General features: G+C 42.8%; 16 protein-coding genes. 10 read left to right on the forward strand and 6 right to left on the reverse strand.

What is annotated here, in order from left to right:
* Positions 1-126: 126 nt before the first annotated feature.
* A complete protein-coding gene (locus tag N480_RS24015; RefSeq protein ID WP_063374969.1) occupies positions 127-1,563 on the reverse strand; it encodes a glycoside hydrolase family 15 protein in 1,437 nt (478 codons plus the stop codon).
* 446 nt (positions 1,564-2,009) lie between these two features.
* Here N480_RS24015 and N480_RS24020 point away from each other — a divergent pair, with 446 nt between their 5' ends.
* The 5 genes from N480_RS24020 to N480_RS24040 are packed head-to-tail and all read left to right on the forward strand — an operon-like array spanning position 2,010 to position 7,597.
* Positions 2,010-3,935 carry a GMC oxidoreductase gene (locus tag N480_RS24020; protein WP_081231986.1) on the forward strand — a complete coding sequence of 642 codons (1,926 nt, stop codon included), beginning with the start codon at positions 2,010-2,012 and terminating at the stop codon, positions 3,933-3,935.
* Positions 3,928-5,058, forward strand: a complete 1,131-nt coding sequence (locus tag N480_RS24025) for a ferritin-like domain-containing protein (protein ID WP_063374970.1) — start codon at positions 3,928-3,930, stop codon at positions 5,056-5,058. The genes N480_RS24020 and N480_RS24025 overlap by 8 nt, the downstream gene beginning before the upstream one ends.
* Positions 5,058-5,573 carry a hypothetical protein gene (locus N480_RS24030; protein ID WP_063374971.1) on the forward strand — a complete coding sequence of 172 codons (516 nt, stop codon included), beginning with the start codon at positions 5,058-5,060 and terminating at the stop codon, positions 5,571-5,573. Before N480_RS24025 ends, N480_RS24030 begins: the two co-directional genes overlap by 1 nt.
* Positions 5,574-5,625: 52 nt before the next feature.
* The gene (gene iolE, locus N480_RS24035) at positions 5,626-6,543 is read left to right on the forward strand and encodes a myo-inosose-2 dehydratase (protein WP_063374972.1); all 918 of its coding nucleotides are present in this window, start codon (positions 5,626-5,628) and stop codon (positions 6,541-6,543) included.
* A 22-nt stretch (positions 6,544-6,565) separates the two neighbouring features.
* Complete coding sequence (locus tag N480_RS24040) at positions 6,566-7,597, forward strand: sugar phosphate isomerase/epimerase family protein (RefSeq protein ID WP_063374973.1); 1,032 nt, start codon at positions 6,566-6,568, stop codon at positions 7,595-7,597.
* 58 nt (positions 7,598-7,655) lie between these two features.
* On the opposite strand, the gene N480_RS24045 is transcribed toward N480_RS24040, so the two are convergent.
* From N480_RS24045 to N480_RS24065, 5 genes are all read right to left on the reverse strand, one after another.
* Complete coding sequence (locus tag N480_RS24045; RefSeq protein ID WP_155732949.1) at positions 7,656-7,841, reverse strand: hypothetical protein; 186 nt, start codon at positions 7,839-7,841, stop codon at positions 7,656-7,658.
* Between the two features lie 293 nt (positions 7,842-8,134).
* Positions 8,135-9,157 (reverse strand): fibrinogen-like YCDxxxxGGGW domain-containing protein, encoded by a 1,023-nt coding sequence (locus N480_RS24050; protein ID WP_063374975.1) that lies wholly within the window; start codon positions 9,155-9,157, stop codon positions 8,135-8,137.
* 296 nt (positions 9,158-9,453) lie between these two features.
* The gene (locus N480_RS24055; RefSeq protein ID WP_063374976.1) at positions 9,454-9,966 is read right to left on the reverse strand and encodes a hypothetical protein; all 513 of its coding nucleotides are present in this window, start codon (positions 9,964-9,966) and stop codon (positions 9,454-9,456) included.
* A gap of 9 nt (positions 9,967-9,975) precedes the next feature.
* Positions 9,976-12,042, reverse strand: a complete 2,067-nt coding sequence (locus N480_RS24060; protein WP_063374977.1) for an LruC domain-containing protein — start codon at positions 12,040-12,042, stop codon at positions 9,976-9,978.
* A gap of 353 nt (positions 12,043-12,395) precedes the next feature.
* Positions 12,396-13,238 carry a LysR family transcriptional regulator gene (locus N480_RS24065; protein WP_063374978.1) on the reverse strand — a complete coding sequence of 281 codons (843 nt, stop codon included), beginning with the start codon at positions 13,236-13,238 and terminating at the stop codon, positions 12,396-12,398.
* Positions 13,239-13,380: 142 nt separating this feature from the next.
* Here N480_RS24065 and rimK point away from each other — a divergent pair, with 142 nt between their 5' ends.
* Genes rimK through N480_RS24090 form a run of 5 tightly spaced genes read left to right on the forward strand, consistent with a single transcriptional unit; the run spans position 13,381 to position 16,880 of the window.
* Positions 13,381-14,286, forward strand: coding sequence for a 30S ribosomal protein S6--L-glutamate ligase (gene rimK, locus N480_RS24070; RefSeq protein WP_063374979.1), 906 nt, complete (start codon positions 13,381-13,383; stop codon positions 14,284-14,286).
* 34 nt (positions 14,287-14,320) lie between these two features.
* Positions 14,321-15,355, forward strand: a complete 1,035-nt coding sequence (locus tag N480_RS24075; protein WP_063374980.1) for a succinylglutamate desuccinylase/aspartoacylase family protein — start codon at positions 14,321-14,323, stop codon at positions 15,353-15,355.
* Positions 15,352-15,789 (forward strand): ATP-dependent zinc protease, encoded by a 438-nt coding sequence (locus N480_RS24080; RefSeq protein ID WP_063374981.1) that lies wholly within the window; start codon positions 15,352-15,354, stop codon positions 15,787-15,789. The genes N480_RS24075 and N480_RS24080 overlap by 4 nt, the downstream gene beginning before the upstream one ends.
* Positions 15,790-15,792: 3 nt before the next feature.
* Positions 15,793-16,290 carry a DUF1003 domain-containing protein gene (locus tag N480_RS24085; RefSeq protein ID WP_063374982.1) on the forward strand — a complete coding sequence of 166 codons (498 nt, stop codon included), beginning with the start codon at positions 15,793-15,795 and terminating at the stop codon, positions 16,288-16,290.
* Positions 16,287-16,880: a mechanosensitive ion channel domain-containing protein gene (locus N480_RS24090; protein ID WP_231102314.1), complete on the forward strand. Its 594-nt coding sequence runs from the start codon at positions 16,287-16,289 to the stop codon at positions 16,878-16,880. The genes N480_RS24085 and N480_RS24090 overlap by 4 nt, the downstream gene beginning before the upstream one ends.
* Positions 16,881-16,908 lie beyond the last annotated feature (28 nt).

The following is a 16,908-nucleotide window of genomic DNA, read 5'->3' on the forward strand; positions in this document are numbered from 1 at the left end:
TTTATATATCCATCTCGACTGTTAGCTCGAAAGGAAATCACCTAAACGTCAGGTCTAACAACGATTAGCTTTTGGCTAGATAATTACTAAGAGTATTTGCCCCGCACACTGCGGGGCACGCGTTGCTTATTGTTTTATGGCATTGCGCAGGTCAATTGCAATGGCCACTGAAACATAACTCCAAGTTAAATCGTTCGCACTGGTCATGTAGCCGTCATAACGACTAAATTGCTCTGCAAGAGAAGTATTTTCGCCACAATGAATCTGTATACGGCGTAAATATGCATCGCCGAGTGTTTTAAGACCTTGCACAATGGCTTTGAAGGTTTTAGTCCGGCTGCTAAAACACTCCCCGATTTCAAGCGTGATGTTTGGGTCTTCGTAAGAGAGTGCCAAGCTGAGTTGATTGATATTGTACTGGTTTATTTCAATGCTCTTTTGTTCTGTAAACAAGGTGGATGCTTTGTAGCAAACACTACTCAAAGAGGCTGTACATAAAAACCATGGATTACCTTGGCTGAGCGGAGCACTGCCCGCATATTTGTCTTCTGGATAGCGGCCAATTCCCGGTGCGACTGGGTCGCCCGTGGTGGTTTCCTCAATGGCATTAATTGGGTATAGCGGGTCAAATGCTTGATGTAATGCGTACGCAGTTGCTAGCACTTTATCTTCATGGGGATTTAAAAATGGATGAGAATCAGATAAAGCCTGACAAATACCCAGCGTAGTTGCGACATCTAAATTTGAGCCTTTGTAATCTAGCCCTCCTACACGGTTCAATGTCGACACATAGTAACCTTTGTCTTCATCCCAAAAGTCAGCCATCGCTTGTTCGATATTAGCGGCTTGGGCGTTGTAATAATCTGCTGCGCCTTTATCGTTCAGTTTAACGGCGAGATCTGCGCCTTCACGTAGTGCAGTACGTTGCAACATGCGCGTGTAAAAATGCGTGCCGTCGACTTCTTCCCAAAGGTCAAAGCATGGGTCTTGCCAATGATTGGCAACAAAATCTAAATCTGCTTTTATCATACTGAAAGAGGGCTCTTTGCCATCATAGAGCGTGCCCGTTACATATTCTTTCTCACCATTTGCCAGCAAGATATTTGCCCAGCGAGTAATGGTGAGCGCGCGCTGCGCAGGGCCATCATTTTGAGGGCGTCCCCAAGGGCCGTTAAAGGCTTGTCCAGTTACATAAAACTTGGGCTCCCCTAGGCTATTGCTTACCGTGGGTGTTGTTTGGTTTATTTTAGAAAACTCGACATAATCGATCATCATATCGTAGTACTTGTCTTTAAAATTACGACGGTCCAAACCATTAAGTTTGGCAATTTCGCTCATTGTTCGCGCTGCATCTCTGACCCAATGGTAGTAATAATTTGGGTTTGAGCGAGAGGGAGATGCAAGCACTGCTCCTCGTTCTCCATCTTCTGGCGAGATGTTGGCAACCATTTTATCCAGCACGTGTTTTCTTGCCGTAACGGTCCACTTGTCTAAAGGATCTGCGGCAATTGAAGCCGCATAAGAACTGTCTGTGTTAAGTACTACGTTAGTTTGAGTTGTCATAAGTTTTCCAAGAGTAAATCGGGTTGAAATTCTCGGAATGTCTGTGTGAGAAGCCAAACATACAACCATTTTATAAACGCACTCAATGTCTCACATTGGCAATCCGTTGTATCGCGTCAAGGCGCATCGGAAAGTATATACACAAAATATGGCTCTTCATGTCAATATTTAAGTTTTTTTAACAAGTAATTAATTTAGTAGGAAAAGTATTTTTTTACTGAATCTCGAGTATAAGGGAAATAATGATTTTTTATTAAAGTTGAATTTTTGTTCTATTTTAAGCATTTTTAGAACAATTTTATTGAATTTGGAGACGGTTTATAGGATTTACCTAATATAAAAACTTATAGATTTACTTTTTTATTTGCGTTTTAAATTATCTGCTACACTGAATTTTAGCTTGAATGTTAATGCTATTGTTAATGGATTACAGCGGGAAGACTTGTATGAGTGAAGCAAATTCAACAATGAAACAAGTAACACCTGATTCAGCAGTTCAAAATTCAGCCAATGGGAAATATGATGCCGTAATCATTGGATCAGGTATCAGTGGGGCGATCACTGCCAAAGAGTTAACTGCAAAAGGTTTAAATGTCTTGATGCTGGAAGCTGCGCCTGCCAAAGACATGTCGTATAAGGGGTTTAAATCATACCTCAGCAACTATTACGAAAATGCATCAAAAGATAACAACTCACCTTACCCAAACAACCCAAATGCTCGCATGCCACGCTCCACAGATGTTAGTAAGCTTAAACCTGGTGTTGCAGATGCCAAAGGGTACCTTGTGCAAAATGGCCCATTGGCATTAGATAGTACCTATACGCGCGTGACGGGTGGCACGACAATGCATTGGGAAGCGAAAATTCTGCGTATGTTACCCGATGATTTTTCAATAAAAACCAAATATGGTGTGGGATTAGATTGGCCAATTAACTACGATGATTTAATGCCGTTTTACCAAATGGCTGAGCGAGAAATTGGTGTATCGGCTGACGTGGAGGAGCAGGGGTTTTATGGTATTAAATACGAGCCGGGGTATGTTTATCCCATGCATGGATTGCCTCCTTCATATCTAGATAAGATTGTCGCCAAAGGTATTGATGGCGCTGAGTTTGTGTTAAATGGTGAAACACACACCGTAAAGGTAAGGCCTTTTCCGCAAGGGCGAAATGGCATACCGAACGAGCGCTATAACAATGGTCAGGGCTTTACTCCTGTCGGCGCGCTAAGCACATACCAAGTAGAGCAAGGCGGGCGCTGCCAAGGCAATAATAACTGCGTGCCTATTTGTCCTGTACAGGCCAAGTATGATGCGAGAAAAACACTTGTCGCAGCGGCGAAAACGGGCCGACTAGACTTTCTACCGCAAGCGGTCGCTAGCAAGGTGGTGGTCAATGAGCACGACAACAATATTCAACATATTGAATTCAAGCATTACGCTTCAACGTCGTCCACTGAGCATACGGTCCACCAAGTACATGGCAAAATATTTGTTTTAGCAACCAATGCCATAGAAAATGCACGTTTAATGTTGGCATCAAAACTGCCAAGCTCAAGTGGCTTGGTAGGTAAAAATTTGATGGATCATACCTACTTGCTTGCCTGGGGGCTGCTACCGGAAGCGGCTGGGACTATGCGAGGAACCAAGTGTACTTCTGGTATTGCCGATTTTAGACATGGTGAAGGTCGTAAGTCTCAAGCACCATTTGGGGTGGATATTCACAATGATGGCTGGGGGTGGGCAACTGGTTCTCCTTTTTCGGATGTTGAATCGCTGGTGGACGCTGAAAATAAGTTTGGTCGTGCGCTGCGTCAAAGTGTTGTGAATAGAATTTCTAACCAGTTGCTGTTTGCATTTATGGTTGAACAGACAGCAGATGAAAGTAACTGTGTTACGGTTGATGAGGCGTATCTCGATGCGCTAGGCAACCAACGGCCAGTTATTCATTATCAATTATCTGACTACTCAAAAGCCGGTATTGCTTATTCTAGACATACTTCTAAGGTGTTTTTTCAACGCCTTGGCGCCAAAGATTTTTCGAGCTACTCACCATTGGATTATGGTCATTTTCAGTATGAGGGTGAAGATTATTACTTTCGGGGAGGAAACCATTTTTCGGGAACGCATATCATGGGAACCTGTGCGGCAAATTCGGTTGTAGACGAAAATCAAAAGTCATGGGACCACAATAATTTATATCTTGTTGGTTCTGGCAGCATGCCTAGTATTGGCACTTCAAATACCACCCTGACACTGGCTGCACTTTGTTATAAAACCAGCAAGCACATTATTGAAACATTGAGCCAGTATTCCGTGGGGGTTGTGTCAGATTCAGATTACAAAATAGCCAAGGGAGCGAGCCATGAGTGATCGCATAATCAATGACATCGGTGATTTGCATCATATGTTGGACGCAGCCATTCAATTGGAGCATGCGACCATTCCGCCTTATCTCACTGCTTTATATAGTATTCACCCAGAAACCAATATCGAGGCGAGCGCGGCAATCCGCGCGGTACTTGTTGAGGAAATGCTCCATATGACTTTATCTGCCAATGTGTTAAATGCGGTAGGTAAACATCCTGATTTAACGGCTTCTGACTTTGTTCCTGATTTTCCAACTAGGTTACCCGATGGTGAAACAGACTTTATGGTGTCAATTGACAAGTTTTCTCCAGAAACATTAGAGACCTTTCTAAAAATTGAACGGCCATCAAAAACACAAGCTGAATGCAATACAGTGGGGCCACGAGGGTGCATAGTCCGAAATAATACTGCCGCTTTTCAACTAAAAGCCATAAGCCCTAAACGTGCACAAGAGTATAGCTTTTATAGCATTGGTGATTTTTACGAAGCCATTATTGAGGGGATTGAATACTTAGAAGCTCAAGCAAACCAAGGTGGAAGCACTATTTTTACGGGAGACCCAAGTTTGCAAGTTTCAAGTAAGTACTACTACTCTGGGGGGGGTCATGTTATTGAAGTGACGGATAAAGCCACTGCAATCCAAGCTTTGTCATTAATCATTGAGCAAGGGGAAGGTCATGGCCATGAGATTTTTGACTCTGAGGGAGAGATTTCTCACTACTATCGTTTTGAACAATTAAAGCTTGGACAGTATTACAAGTTAGGTGATGAACCCGGTAAGCCCTCTGGTGAGAAGTTTACCGTGGACTTTAAAAAAGTCTATCCCATTAAATGTAACCCCAAAATGGCGGACTACCCACAAGACTCACAAATTTTTGCTGCGGCCAAGGCTTTTAACCTCAATTACCAACAGTTTTTATCAATGGTCAATAAAGCTTTTCGTGGCGAGCAAGATCTGTTGTTAGGTGCGGTGTGTGGCATGTTCAGGTTAAAAGAGCATGCCAGCCAACTCATTAGAAATCCGATCCCAAACGAACCTCATCGCCATGGCGGCCCTACATTTGAGATAACTGGGCAAGAGGCGATGCAAATTGGTGACGATCGCTGTATTACGGAGACCATGTAATGGACAATCAAACATACTTAGTTCAACAGTTTACAGAGTTGTCTGGTGCACTTACAGACTTTAATGCGTTTGCTCTCAATGGGACGGGATTGGTTCAATGCTATTATGATACTTTAACTCGATTGGTCGGGCATGCCATTGTAGAAGAGCTACTCTCAACATTTGTATCGCTTTACGAGTCTGCGTCAAACCATGAGCAATTCAACGAGGCGTTACGAAAACACATTTTAGGTGACGAAAAGTTTGGTCCAGTGGCACGAAACATTATCAAACTTTGGTATACCGGCACTTGGTATCAAATGGCTCATTTTTGGCGAGATGCGTATGGCATGAGCGAAGAGGATATGACATTTTTCGTCAATTCAGCGTCATATGCAGAAGGGCTTTTGTGGCAGGCAATTGACGCCAATCCTTCGGGAGCAAAAGGACCGGGTTATGGTTCTTGGAGCGCTCCACCAAATATTCACTTCGACAATGGGTGGCAGTTTAAGCCCTTTACTCATACTAGTAAGTAGGCGCATGACGACTTAGCTAGCTAAATATATTATCACCAACAGGGAGTTTAAGATGAGCAGACCAACCATGTTTCCAGCGGGGGCAATTCAGTTTGGGATCACGCCAACAGGCTGGGTAAACGATGATTTTTTAGACATTGATACGGGTATTCCATTTGGTCAAATTGTCAGTGAAATGGCACTTGCAGGATTTGAAGGGTGTAGTCGAGGGCACAAATATCCATCTAACCCGGAAGAGTTAAAGCGAGAATTAGAACTTCGGAGTCTAAAAATATCTGAGCCGTGGGTGAGCACTTACTTTACAATTAATAATATGCGAGAGCAGACATTTGAAAGTTTCGACAAGGAAATTAGGTTTTTACAACAAATGCAAAGTGGTGATTTGGTGCTTGCAGAATTGGGTGGGTCATCTCATCAACAGCCTATCGCACTGGTGCCAAATGCTCCTCAGTTTAGTGATGAGCAGTGGCACAGGCTTGCAGAAGGGCTGAATGAACTTGGCCATAAAGCAAATTGCCAAGGTATAAAAATGTGCTATCACCATCATATGGGCACAGGTGTGATGACCATGGAGGCAATTGCCAAACTTGCGGAACTTACAGACCCGAAATGCGTCCATTTTTGTTTAGATACTGGCCACTTGTTTTTTGCTGGCGGTGATAATTTAGAGTTTATCAATTTATACGGCGAGCGTATCAAACACGTACATTTAAAAAATATCCGCAAAGAAGTGATGGACTACAGTTTGGCCAATGATCTCTCATTTAAAGAAGCAATATTACGTGGGGTGTTTACCGTGCCGGGGGACCCTGCTGGTTGTCTTGATTTTAAAGAAATCTTACAAGCGTTAGCTGACAAAAACTTTGCTGGGTGGTTGATTGTAGAAGCAGAGCAAAACCCAGCGAATGCAAACCCTTTATTGTATGCGCAAATGGCGCGTAAGTACTTACAAGAAGTAACAGGCTTGTAAGACATAACAAGGAGTGGTTTTTATGCAAAATAACTCAGACATGTACTTTAGCTTTTTTATGTTTGGCTCAAACTTTTCGATAGAGGATCCCGTTTTTTTAAACCAAGCGATGGTACATATTCGTCGCTTGGTAGAAATGGGCTATACCGGATTTGAGTTTCACCCGGGTAGAGAGGATACGACCGCGTACGCTTTTCCAACCTATCAACAAGAGCTTGATGCCTATATCGCATTTCGTAAGCGGATGGATGACGAAGGGTTTGCTCATATAAAAGTGGCGACGAATGTCGGAGCAACCACGGAGTGTGATCCGAGCTCATCTTGCGCCACGATACGTGACGCTGGCATTGCCTATTTAAAATCACGTATCGATATTACCGCTGCACTTGGCGGGGACATTATGATGGGCCCAATGGTTATCCCGTATGGCGGGTTTGTCGTCAATGCTCCAAACGGCGAGCAAGTATGGAGTGACGCGCTGCAAAATGAACTGACGACGCGATACAGCATTGCACGTCAGAGCTTTATTTTGTTGGGTGAATATGCGAATTCCAAAGGCGTTAAATTAGCGATTGAACCAATAAGCCATTGGGAAACACCAGGGCCGAATAAGTTAGCACAGCTAATTTCCTTTTTAGATGGTATTGATGATCCCACTGTCGGTGTGGTGCTAGATAGTGCACAAGAGGTGCTGGACGGCGATGGCCCAGAGGTGTTTAAGGCACAAATTGACTATATAGCCAGTCAAGGGAGGCTGCACTACGCGCAGGCGTCACCACCAGATAGGGGAGATCTGGTGAATTGTTGGCTACCCTGGGAAGCGATTTTTACACCTATACTGAGTTGTTTTAATGGTCCGATCGCAGTGGAAATATTTAACGCTGTCGGTGCTTTTAATCATGGGCTAAGGCTAAGCCGTCGAAAATTTTGGATACCAGAAGTAGATGCACCCAATGGCTATCCAAATGCGTATGAGATAGCACGGAACGCCTATGATTTTACGCAGGCAAAGCTCAATAAAATTCGCTGTGAATTATCATCGAATGCGCGCTAACTGAGCCATACATATGCTCAAAGAAGTGGCATCTGACATGCCACTTCGTTTTGCTACTCTACTCAATGGTTGCTTTTGCTGGCGTGGTTTCGGGCACAGTGCAACAACTATCAAATGAATAAGTTAGGCACATAGCAGCAGACATGCCGCCAGCCACAGCAGGCGTGTTCAAATTGTCTAATGCCTTATGCTCTAGTGACAATTTTTTTAGGTTTTTCTTGGTGAGTTTAACGCTGTTCATCATATATCTCCTTTACGATTATCAGCCACATTGCTGAGACTAGAAATTATCATAATGAACATTTGATTAGAATTTTAATTCTTGATCTAGCTTAATGTTTGAATAATTAACCTTTATTCTTTGGGTCGAGTTTACTAATCCGGCGGTGAGGAAGTTTGTACTTATCTCAAACGTGTTTGGAGATAGAGGTACTGGTATTTCTTAATGACAGCGGTAATGTGCGGTTGATAGTAGATATGGACACTGTTTTGTGCCCATATCTACTTCTTCCGCTAGGAAGAGAAATCAATACTATCTTAGCGCATCCACAGTAGTGCCCACTGTGTACCGTTTGGCTCAACACGATTCACACATTGGCCTGAACCCTTACTACCAGTTGCGTAAGTGCCTCTCGCTACCCAGCAATAATCGGCATGTACGTCATTTTGCCAACCAACTAGGGTATGCGTGTTTACCATTGAAGCGTATTTTGGTGACACACAGCCAGGGATAACTTCTGCGCCCGGTGCTAGGCTTTTTGTACAATCAGGCTTATCAGTACGCATGTGCATAAAGTCTACGCGCTCATTGTACCCCCAAGTGTAGCGCACAAGCTCTAGTTCAGAGGTTGTAAAATTAACGCCATAAACATTGTAGCCACCGCCACAATTCGCACTGGCGCAGCTTACTTGCTCTCTGACATCAGAAAATACACCCAAATCGCCCTTAAATAACCACAGTTTGGTTACGTTATTAGGGTCAGTCTCTGGAATGTCACCATATTGATTAATTGAACTTTTACCGCCTGGTTCGTTTTTAGGGTAGCTGCCCACTAAAGTCCAGCCGCCGCCATCGGTTGTCATATCACAATACATGCTGACAACTTCACCTGATGCATCATATAAATCGTAAACACCGTCACCTTGGCTCAGTCCTGATGCAAGGATGTCATTACAACTTGTTGCCACAGTTGGCTGGGCAGGACTTAAAGTCCAGTCACCTTGATTGCCGTTTGCAGCAAACCAAGTACCGCTATAAGTTCCTTGTACGTCTACGTTACCAACAAAATATTGGGTGTTTGAAGGTGTTTTATCAGACAGTTTAAAGTTTATAACATTGCCTTTTTGCGCAGTAGAGCCAGACATAAACTGATTGGCTGTATCTGCATAAAAGTGTTCTTTGTCGCCTGTAATTGAAATGTCCTGCGATGAGCCCGATTCAACGACACCATTTAAGATCGCATCAGTTGTGAGTACGTAGTCACCCGCAATTGGCAACTCTTGAGCTGTTGCTATATTTGCTGCCAGTAGAGAGCTGATGGTAAGCGCTAGTTTTTTCATATCTTCCCTTGAGTATCTACAATATATATTGGATATTTTATAAATCTCATAAAACTATAATGAAATTTAGGTTTTATTTCATTTTATAAATGAGATTATGGTTATTTTAATTAATATATTAATACCTTCAAGTTTATTTTAATTTTATTATTCCCTGGATTTTATTCTAATGATATTGGGTTGGTAATATTTAATTTTTTGTTTTAAATAGTAAAAGAAAAAAGCATATCTTAAAAAAGATATGCTTTGCGTTGGACTATCGTGAGTCTACACGAATCTTGTAGAGTTTTTGGCGATTAATTAATTTTCCACTGCTGAGATTCTAAAGATTGGTCAAATTCCCAGGTGAACACCATTGGCTCAATGCTTGTGCTGTAATACCAAATCTCGGCTTTCAATTTTTGTTCAGAATGTGGGAGCAGTATCTCAACCGTTAACCCAGTGCTGTCAATGGGTGCGCGTAAAAAGCAGTTTTCGTCATTTGTCAGCGTGGCTTCTTGTTGGCAGATGTTAATAAACGCTCTGCTGCTTACGACATCTGGGCCAACTGACACAGAAACAGGCACATCGGTACTGAAGTTAAAGGATTCATCAACAACGACTGCTTCCATTCCTTCTGCATCTGCTGGCTCTTCAGCTGGTTGCTCTTGCGCTGAGTCTGTTTGCGACTGTGTATCGCTCGTGCTCTGTGCTTGTACATTTTGACTTGTCGAGTTTGTAGAGTTGGTTGGTTGTTCGCCCGAGCCACCAGATCCGCCACCGCAAGCCGTTAATAGTAATGTGATAAGGGTTATAGTTAATTTGTTCATGATAATCTCCTAGTTTTGTGATGCGTTGCTGATGGTGAATTGGTTATTTGGTACAGGATTCTCAAACCAAGTTGTATATTGCGCACCTGCTGATTGGGCGAAGTCTACAAATTGTGGGTAAGCGACTGACATATCAACTCGTTCGATTGGATGGTCCCATTCAGAGTTGATGATCAGTGCCCACGGTAGGCCCGTTGAGGTTTGAAAATAACCATTGGTTGATGATCTGTCATCAGCTTGGTCTAGGTAACTATTGTCAAAGGCTTCTGTTGGTTCATGGTTTTTTAGGTGTACTTCCCAGCCTCGACCATTGTTCTGGTCGACGAAAGGCCCATGATAGTATCCGTCTACAGCAAAAATGAATGGGTCTACTTTGCTGGTGGTTGCAACATTTGCACTGTAGCTTGTTGATAACGGTATGGTGATGTTAAACGGAATAGGCGCTCTTTGAATATCACTGCACCCAGTTTCAGTTCTAAAGAATTTACAGCCTGGCTGAACTGGGACCATTTCTCTAGTGTCTGCAAATATAACCGCAATGGCTTCATCACGACCAGCTTCAAGTGGGCTGTCTGGTTGAGTGGTACCGTCTATCGTGAGTTCGATGCTAGCTTCATCAACATGCTGACGCGCTATGTCTTTTAGGCGGATAGCAAACGCATTATGATAGCCAGCTCCGACAGCCGTTAATGCACCTTCAACTTTGTAACGAATGACTTGATTACCAATTTGGCTGGTAACAACGCGGTATCTCACAACAACATCATTGAAATCGTAGTCACCTTTTTGAGGCCATAAGTCCTCAAAAGCAGCTGTTTTCCATGAGGTTGCGTTTTGGATTACGCTACTTGCAACGACAGACACATTTAAATCTTCAACTTCTCCGTTGTCTATACCGCCTTGTGGTGCAATATCGCTGTTGTTTGAAACTCTGAACCTTGCCCATGTGCTGCCTTCAACCGCGTCAACTGGCACTGGTACAAGCACACGGTTTTCTCCAGCACTGCCTTGGTATTGGCTGATCACTCGTTCAGAATCTTGAAATTCACCGTCTCTGTTCCAGTCAACCCAAGCATTAACAAAGCCGGTTTTTGAAAGGGTGAATGACACTAGGCTGTCATATCCCGTCTCTAGGTTGGTTAAAAAACTAACGCCGTTGTCATCATCTGTGGCTTTCGGAAAATACTCTGCACTGACACTTTCACCAAAAAATAAATCTCCAACGTTATGACGCGCACCATTGGCATCTAATGAGGTGCCGTAACTATCTGGTGCATCACCATAATCTATAGTTGGATCTTCACTGTCATCAATAATCGGAGCGGTAGCACAGCGTGCGCCATCGTTAGTACTTGAAATTGGTCCGTAGGCAAACAGTTGTGTATTAGCTGGGTTATCAATGTCAATTTTGTAGACATGGCCGTCTTGGTTTCTACTGATGTAAAAGTTGTTTTCTACATCAAAGTACACCGCACCAAAAGTGCCTGATTGGCCAACGTTTCCGAGGTTAGAACTTGTACCATTTGATACATCAATTCTATGTAAGTTACCGTTACTATCAACGCTGTACGCAAGGCTAGTGTTCTCGTCTGGTGCAAATGCCATATCAAAAATGTTCAGGTTCAATGAACTGCCATCAATGATACGTGTGGCTTGCAAATAGTCGCTGCTGTTTTCGTCCAGCGATACTCTATATAACCCTAAACTGCTGCCTTTTTTGTATACATAAAAAGCATTTTCGTGTATCGCGACATCACCGACATAGAAGTTAGTATCAGGAAAGCCTGACGTCATAATCGGCTCTAAGACGTAGTCTTTACCGACACGACCAATGTCCTTGTTGCTGTAATCCCAACCGTAAATGTAGCGGTCATGTACACTAAACCCAATACCATTTAATTTGTTTCCAGTGCCCACGTTTTCGGCAAAGGTTGTATACGCACCAGACACCAAGTTTACGCCATACATGGTAGCTGTATTACCTTGGACTAAAAAGGCTTTTGAAGGGCAAGTATCGAATGGGGCGGCGGATACGCCTGCTGACAGGACGCAGGCTCCAAGTAAATATTTTTTCATGTGACTCTCCAACGTTTTATTTTGCTGTCTTGGACGTTGCAAGTGGAGGGCCAATTTTAATCTATTGAAAATAAACAAGTTTTAATTTTAAGGTCTATTGGCACTGCATATTGCAATGCAGTTTCAAAATAAAAAATGCAATTTACAAAGCGAAGATCAAGACACGAATGGTTCACTCTTTATCTTTGAAGTATCCAACAATAGGTTACATAGTGCATGTAACAATAAATTGGGTATGAGTAAGCAAGTAACTTGGGTTATTTGACAATTAATACCTTTAGGCTTGATAAATTTTTTTAATTGCCCCAGAGTTTGATAACTTTTATTTATCAGCTTAATAAGAAAAAGCCATGTTAGCTTCGCGTATATGGGAAGAGCATTAGCGAGTCTTGAATGAGTTGGGCCTTGTGGCTTTTTGCTAAGTACATAGCGAAAATCTCTCGAGTATAAACAGGCGCATTCTCCACGAGAAATAATTTATTTTTTCGAAGATGCTCAAAACACATTTGTTTGGGTAAGTATGCGGTACCACTGGCTTCTAAAATAAAGTTCAGGGCAATCCTTGGTTGGCTCATACGATGCCTCACGGTGCTCGACTCACTGAAATCTCTATCGAATTGACTATTGACTGCCTCACCATAGTCCACTTGTATCATGTTATTAAGGTTACTCACGCAAGCATTAGGGTCCGTCGATACAAGCTGAAGGGGAACATTTCCTACTTTTTCGGTGACAATATCTTCGACATAGGGTGGCTCAAAAATGAAGGCGATATCAATGAGACGGTTTAACAGCTGTTTACGTAATTCAATGGGGGAATGATTGTGAATATGCAGCTGTACATCGTCTAGGTTCCGGTCTATTTTTTGCAGCCAATCTTGTAACACAATGTCCCAAATAGACATCATCGAGCCGACGAATAGTTGACTATTGTGTGCGTCCGACACGCCAACGTCTTGCTTAAGCTTTTGCCACATGATCATCATTTCATTGGCATGTTTGACTAGCCTGTGGCCCTCGGGTGTAAGCTTGAGGCGCTTTTGAGTCCGATCAAAGAGTAATACCCCTAACTCTTCTTCAAGCAATTTAATGCGACTACTCACAGCTGCTTGGGTAATAAATAAGTTTTCAGCTGAAGCCCGAAAGTGCAGTGTCTGGCTCACTTCTAAAAAGGTAGTTAACAATTCTATTTTCATAGTTGTCGTGCGCTTTTTCCTTGTATGTCACCTTTAGTTTAATAAAAAAAATCTATCAAACAACCAATTTTATTTCGTTTTTATTTTCAACTATCGAGCAGTACATTGGCCGCAACAACAAAACTGGTTAGTAGACAAGATTATGAAAATCGCCATTTTATCAAGAAATGAAAACTTATATTCAACACAACGTTTGAAAGAGGCGTGTATTGCTCGAGGTCACGAGGTGGATGTAATTGATACGCTGCATTGCTACATGGACATTACCAGTAGTCGTCCTGCGGTGAGATATCACGGTGAGGAGTTACCAAAATACGACGCTATCATCCCTAGAATTGGCGCTTCAATTACATATTACGGTACAGCAGTCGCGCGCCAGTTTGAAATGATGGGGACTTTTAACGTAAACGAATCGGTTGCCATTAGTCGCTCGAGGGATAAGCTGCGCTCGTTACAGTTATTGTCTCGAAAAGGCGTGGGCTTACCGCGTACGGGGTTTGCAAGCAAACCAGACAAGATTAAAGACCTTATTAAAAATGTTGGTGGGGCACCATTGGTGATCAAACTGCTAGAGGGAACGCAAGGTATTGGCGTGGTATTAGCGGATACGGCAAAAGCTGCCGAGAGCATAATTGAAGCATTTATGGGCCTCAAGGCAAACATTCTAGTGCAGGAGTTTGTGAAGGAAGCCGGTGGCGCGGATATTCGTTGTTTGGTTGTTGGTAGTCGCGTTGTCGCAGCTATGAAGCGCCAAGGGGCAGAAGGCGAATTTCGTTCAAATTTGCATCGCGGTGGGACCGCAGAGATTGTGAAACTAAGTAAAGAAGAGCGAGAGACGGCGGTTAATGCGGCAAAGGTCATGGGATTAAATTTTTGTGGGGTTGATTTACTACGCTCCAACAATGGCCCGATGGTGATGGAAGTTAACTCTTCGCCAGGCCTTGAAGGCATTGAATCGGCAACGGGGTTAGATGTAGCTGGAAAACTGGTTGAGTTTATTGAGAAAAATGCGAAGCCAAATGCAAACAGAACACGTGGCAAAGGCTGAGGTGCCTGCTTACTTGAAGCATTGAGAGGTGGAAATGACCTTACTAAAAATTGGCGAACATGAAATCGCAATGGGCACAAAATGCAAAATCGATTTGCCCGTAGCTAAGCTCTACACCGATGCGGCAGTAAAGCTGCCCGTATACATTATTAGGGCTAAAAAGCCTGGGCCCACGTTATTTGTGAGTGCAGCAATCCATGGCGATGAGTTGAATGGCATTGAGATTATTCGCCGTCTTATCAACATGAAAAAGTTTAGATTGTCTTCGGGGACGTTAATTTCGGTGCCTATGGTAAATGTATATGGGGTGGTAAACCAATCACGTTACATGCCAGACAGACGGGATCTCAATCGCAGCTTTCCCGGTTCAGCCAAAGGATCTTTGGCTGCCCGTGTCGCAAATATTTTTTTAAAGGAAATTGTTGCTCACTGCGACTACGGTATTGATTTACATACCGGAGCTGTACACCGTTCAAACTTGCCGCAAATTAGAGCGAACTTAATGGACGAGGAGACATTACAGCTTGCTAAAGAGTTTGGCGTGCCGGTGATATTGAATTCAGAGATTTTGGAAGGATCGCTACGAGAGGCCGCTGCGCAAAGTGGCACCAAGGTTTTGCTGTATGAAGCAGGAGAAGCATTGCGCTTCGATGAGTTCTCAATACGAGCAGGAATTAAAGGCATTGTAAATATACTCAGGCATTTAAAAATGATGCCAAAATCCAGAGCTCGGAAGAGGCAACAGTGTCATTTTGTCGCCAAGAATAGCGGTTGGTTGAGAGCCAGCGCAAGTGGTATCGCTTGCCATTACTTTGCTTTGGGCGACACAGTAAAAGCCGGGGATGTGCTAGCCGATATTGGAGGGCCATATGGCGAACAGCTGGGGCAGGTCATTGCTATACGTGGCGGGGTCATTATTGGTAAACAAAACATCCCGCTTGTCCAAGAGGGGGAGGCTATGTATCACATTGCGTTTTTTGATGAAGAAGACACTCAAATTACTGAACATATTGAGCAAATTGAAGCTGAGTTGGTTGAAAATACGGTAAGAAGTGAAGAGTTGTTATGAAAGACAGAATGATAATTGGACACATTGAAACGATAAACCTGCCTGAGTTAGGTATTGAGCAATTACCCGCTCGTGTTGACACGGGTGCTCAGACGTCGTCTTTGCACGTTGATAACATTAAACAAATCAACCACAAAGGCAAGCCTGCTGTGGAGTTTGATATTCACCCAGAAATACATAATGTGGCAAAAGTAATTCGATGTTGTGCGCCAGTTTACGATATTAGAAAAGTGAAATCGTCAAATGGCATGAGTGAACAGCGGTTTGTAATAAAAACCAAAGCCCAACTGGGGCGCTACATTTGGCAAATTGAAATAACACTAACTGATAGATCCGACATGACTTACTTAATGTTGTTGGGTAGGCAAGCCATTGCAGACAACTTTTACGTGGATGCTTCACAGACGTTTATTTCTTCGATGAAGGCGGAATAGCTCATGACCAAAGAAACTAAAGACTTTAACCCAATCCCACTATGTGACAATTTAGACTCGCTCAATGATGCTGAAAAGAGTGTAATCGAAAGCATTCAAAACCAAGAGGTCATTGTTGCTAATATTAACCATAGCTTCCATGATGAGTTGACCTTTGGCCAGAAAATGGCAGATAAGGTCGCGGAATTTGGTGGTTCTTGGCGGTTTATTATTGCTTTTGCTACGGTGATGATTAGTTGGGTGCTGTTTAACACAATTTGGCTGGCAAACGGCAATGTTTTTGACCCTTACCCATTTATTTTATTGAATTTGGTTTTGTCCACCTTAGCTGCAATTCAAGCACCTATTATTATGATGTCGCAAAACCGTCAAACAGCAAAAGATAGGTTGGCTTTTAGTAAAAGCTATGAAGTGAACTTAAAATCTGAGTTAGAGATTATGAGATTGCACTTAAAAGTGGATGAAATCTTAAAGAACGTAGATAAACAGGAGAAAACGTGACTTCAACGATGGTATTTGACCAGCTTATAAATTGGATACAGCAAGAAGCTGTTGCGATTGCTTGGACTTGCTTTGTTTTTGCTTGCTACGGGGGGCTAACGCGTCGACTTTTCCCTAAAATTGACCAGAGTGTGGATGATGGTGGATTTAAAAATGACTCACTAAAAAAAGCCTATCTTACGGTTAGGTGGCTAAGCGGTATTGTGTTTACCGCGGTTTTATTAGTGGTTTGGGGCGTAGATATTAGTGGTATGTTGTTAATGTCGACCTCTATTTTAGCGGTGACGGGGGTGGCACTTTTTGCCAATTGGTCCGTATTGAGCAATATCACAGCTTACTTTGTACTGCTCTTTCACAGTGCATATCGTAGAGGTAATTTTGTCAGAATATTGGATGGCGATAACTATATTGAAGGATATATTTCAGACATCGGTGTATTTAATACCCAATTTATTACCGAAGATAGAGATATTATAATTTACCCAAATAATTTATTGCTTGGCAGGCCGACTCAGATAAACCCAAGAAACCGTTTCCATTCGGTTGGAAAAATACCGAAACCAGATGAAAAAAAGGATGATTTGAAGTAGAGAAAATATAGGCTTTAAGCTTAAAAGC

It is taken from the genome of Pseudoalteromonas luteoviolacea S2607 (assembly GCF_001625575.1).
GTDB lineage: Bacteria > Pseudomonadota > Gammaproteobacteria > Enterobacterales > Alteromonadaceae > Pseudoalteromonas > Pseudoalteromonas luteoviolacea_E.

Excerpts from the sequence above, each read along its gene's own strand:
- N480_RS24080 (WP_063374981.1), top strand. The coding sequence starts at position 15,352 with ATGAAAGACAGAATGATAATTGGACACATTGAAACGATAAACCTGCCT.
- N480_RS24075 (WP_063374980.1), top strand. The coding sequence starts at position 14,321 with ATGACCTTACTAAAAATTGGCGAACATGAAATCGCAATGGGCACAAAA.
- N480_RS24045 (WP_155732949.1), bottom strand. The coding sequence starts at position 7,841 with ATGATGAACAGCGTTAAACTCACCAAGAAAAACCTAAAAAAATTGTCA.
- N480_RS24030 (WP_063374971.1), top strand. The coding sequence starts at position 5,058 with ATGGACAATCAAACATACTTAGTTCAACAGTTTACAGAGTTGTCTGGT.
- N480_RS24025 (WP_063374970.1), top strand. The coding sequence starts at position 3,928 with ATGAGTGATCGCATAATCAATGACATCGGTGATTTGCATCATATGTTG.
- iolE (WP_063374972.1), top strand. The coding sequence starts at position 5,626 with ATGAGCAGACCAACCATGTTTCCAGCGGGGGCAATTCAGTTTGGGATC.
- N480_RS24055 (WP_063374976.1), bottom strand. The coding sequence starts at position 9,966 with ATGAACAAATTAACTATAACCCTTATCACATTACTATTAACGGCTTGC.
- N480_RS24015 (WP_063374969.1), bottom strand. The coding sequence starts at position 1,563 with ATGACAACTCAAACTAACGTAGTACTTAACACAGACAGTTCTTATGCG.
- N480_RS24050 (WP_063374975.1), bottom strand. The coding sequence starts at position 9,157 with ATGAAAAAACTAGCGCTTACCATCAGCTCTCTACTGGCAGCAAATATA.
- rimK (WP_063374979.1), top strand. The coding sequence starts at position 13,381 with ATGAAAATCGCCATTTTATCAAGAAATGAAAACTTATATTCAACACAA.
- N480_RS24065 (WP_063374978.1), bottom strand. The coding sequence starts at position 13,238 with ATGAAAATAGAATTGTTAACTACCTTTTTAGAAGTGAGCCAGACACTG.
- N480_RS24020 (WP_081231986.1), top strand. The coding sequence starts at position 2,010 with ATGAGTGAAGCAAATTCAACAATGAAACAAGTAACACCTGATTCAGCA.
- N480_RS24060 (WP_063374977.1), bottom strand. The coding sequence starts at position 12,042 with ATGAAAAAATATTTACTTGGAGCCTGCGTCCTGTCAGCAGGCGTATCC.
- N480_RS24085 (WP_063374982.1), top strand. The coding sequence starts at position 15,793 with ATGACCAAAGAAACTAAAGACTTTAACCCAATCCCACTATGTGACAAT.
- N480_RS24040 (WP_063374973.1), top strand. The coding sequence starts at position 6,566 with ATGCAAAATAACTCAGACATGTACTTTAGCTTTTTTATGTTTGGCTCA.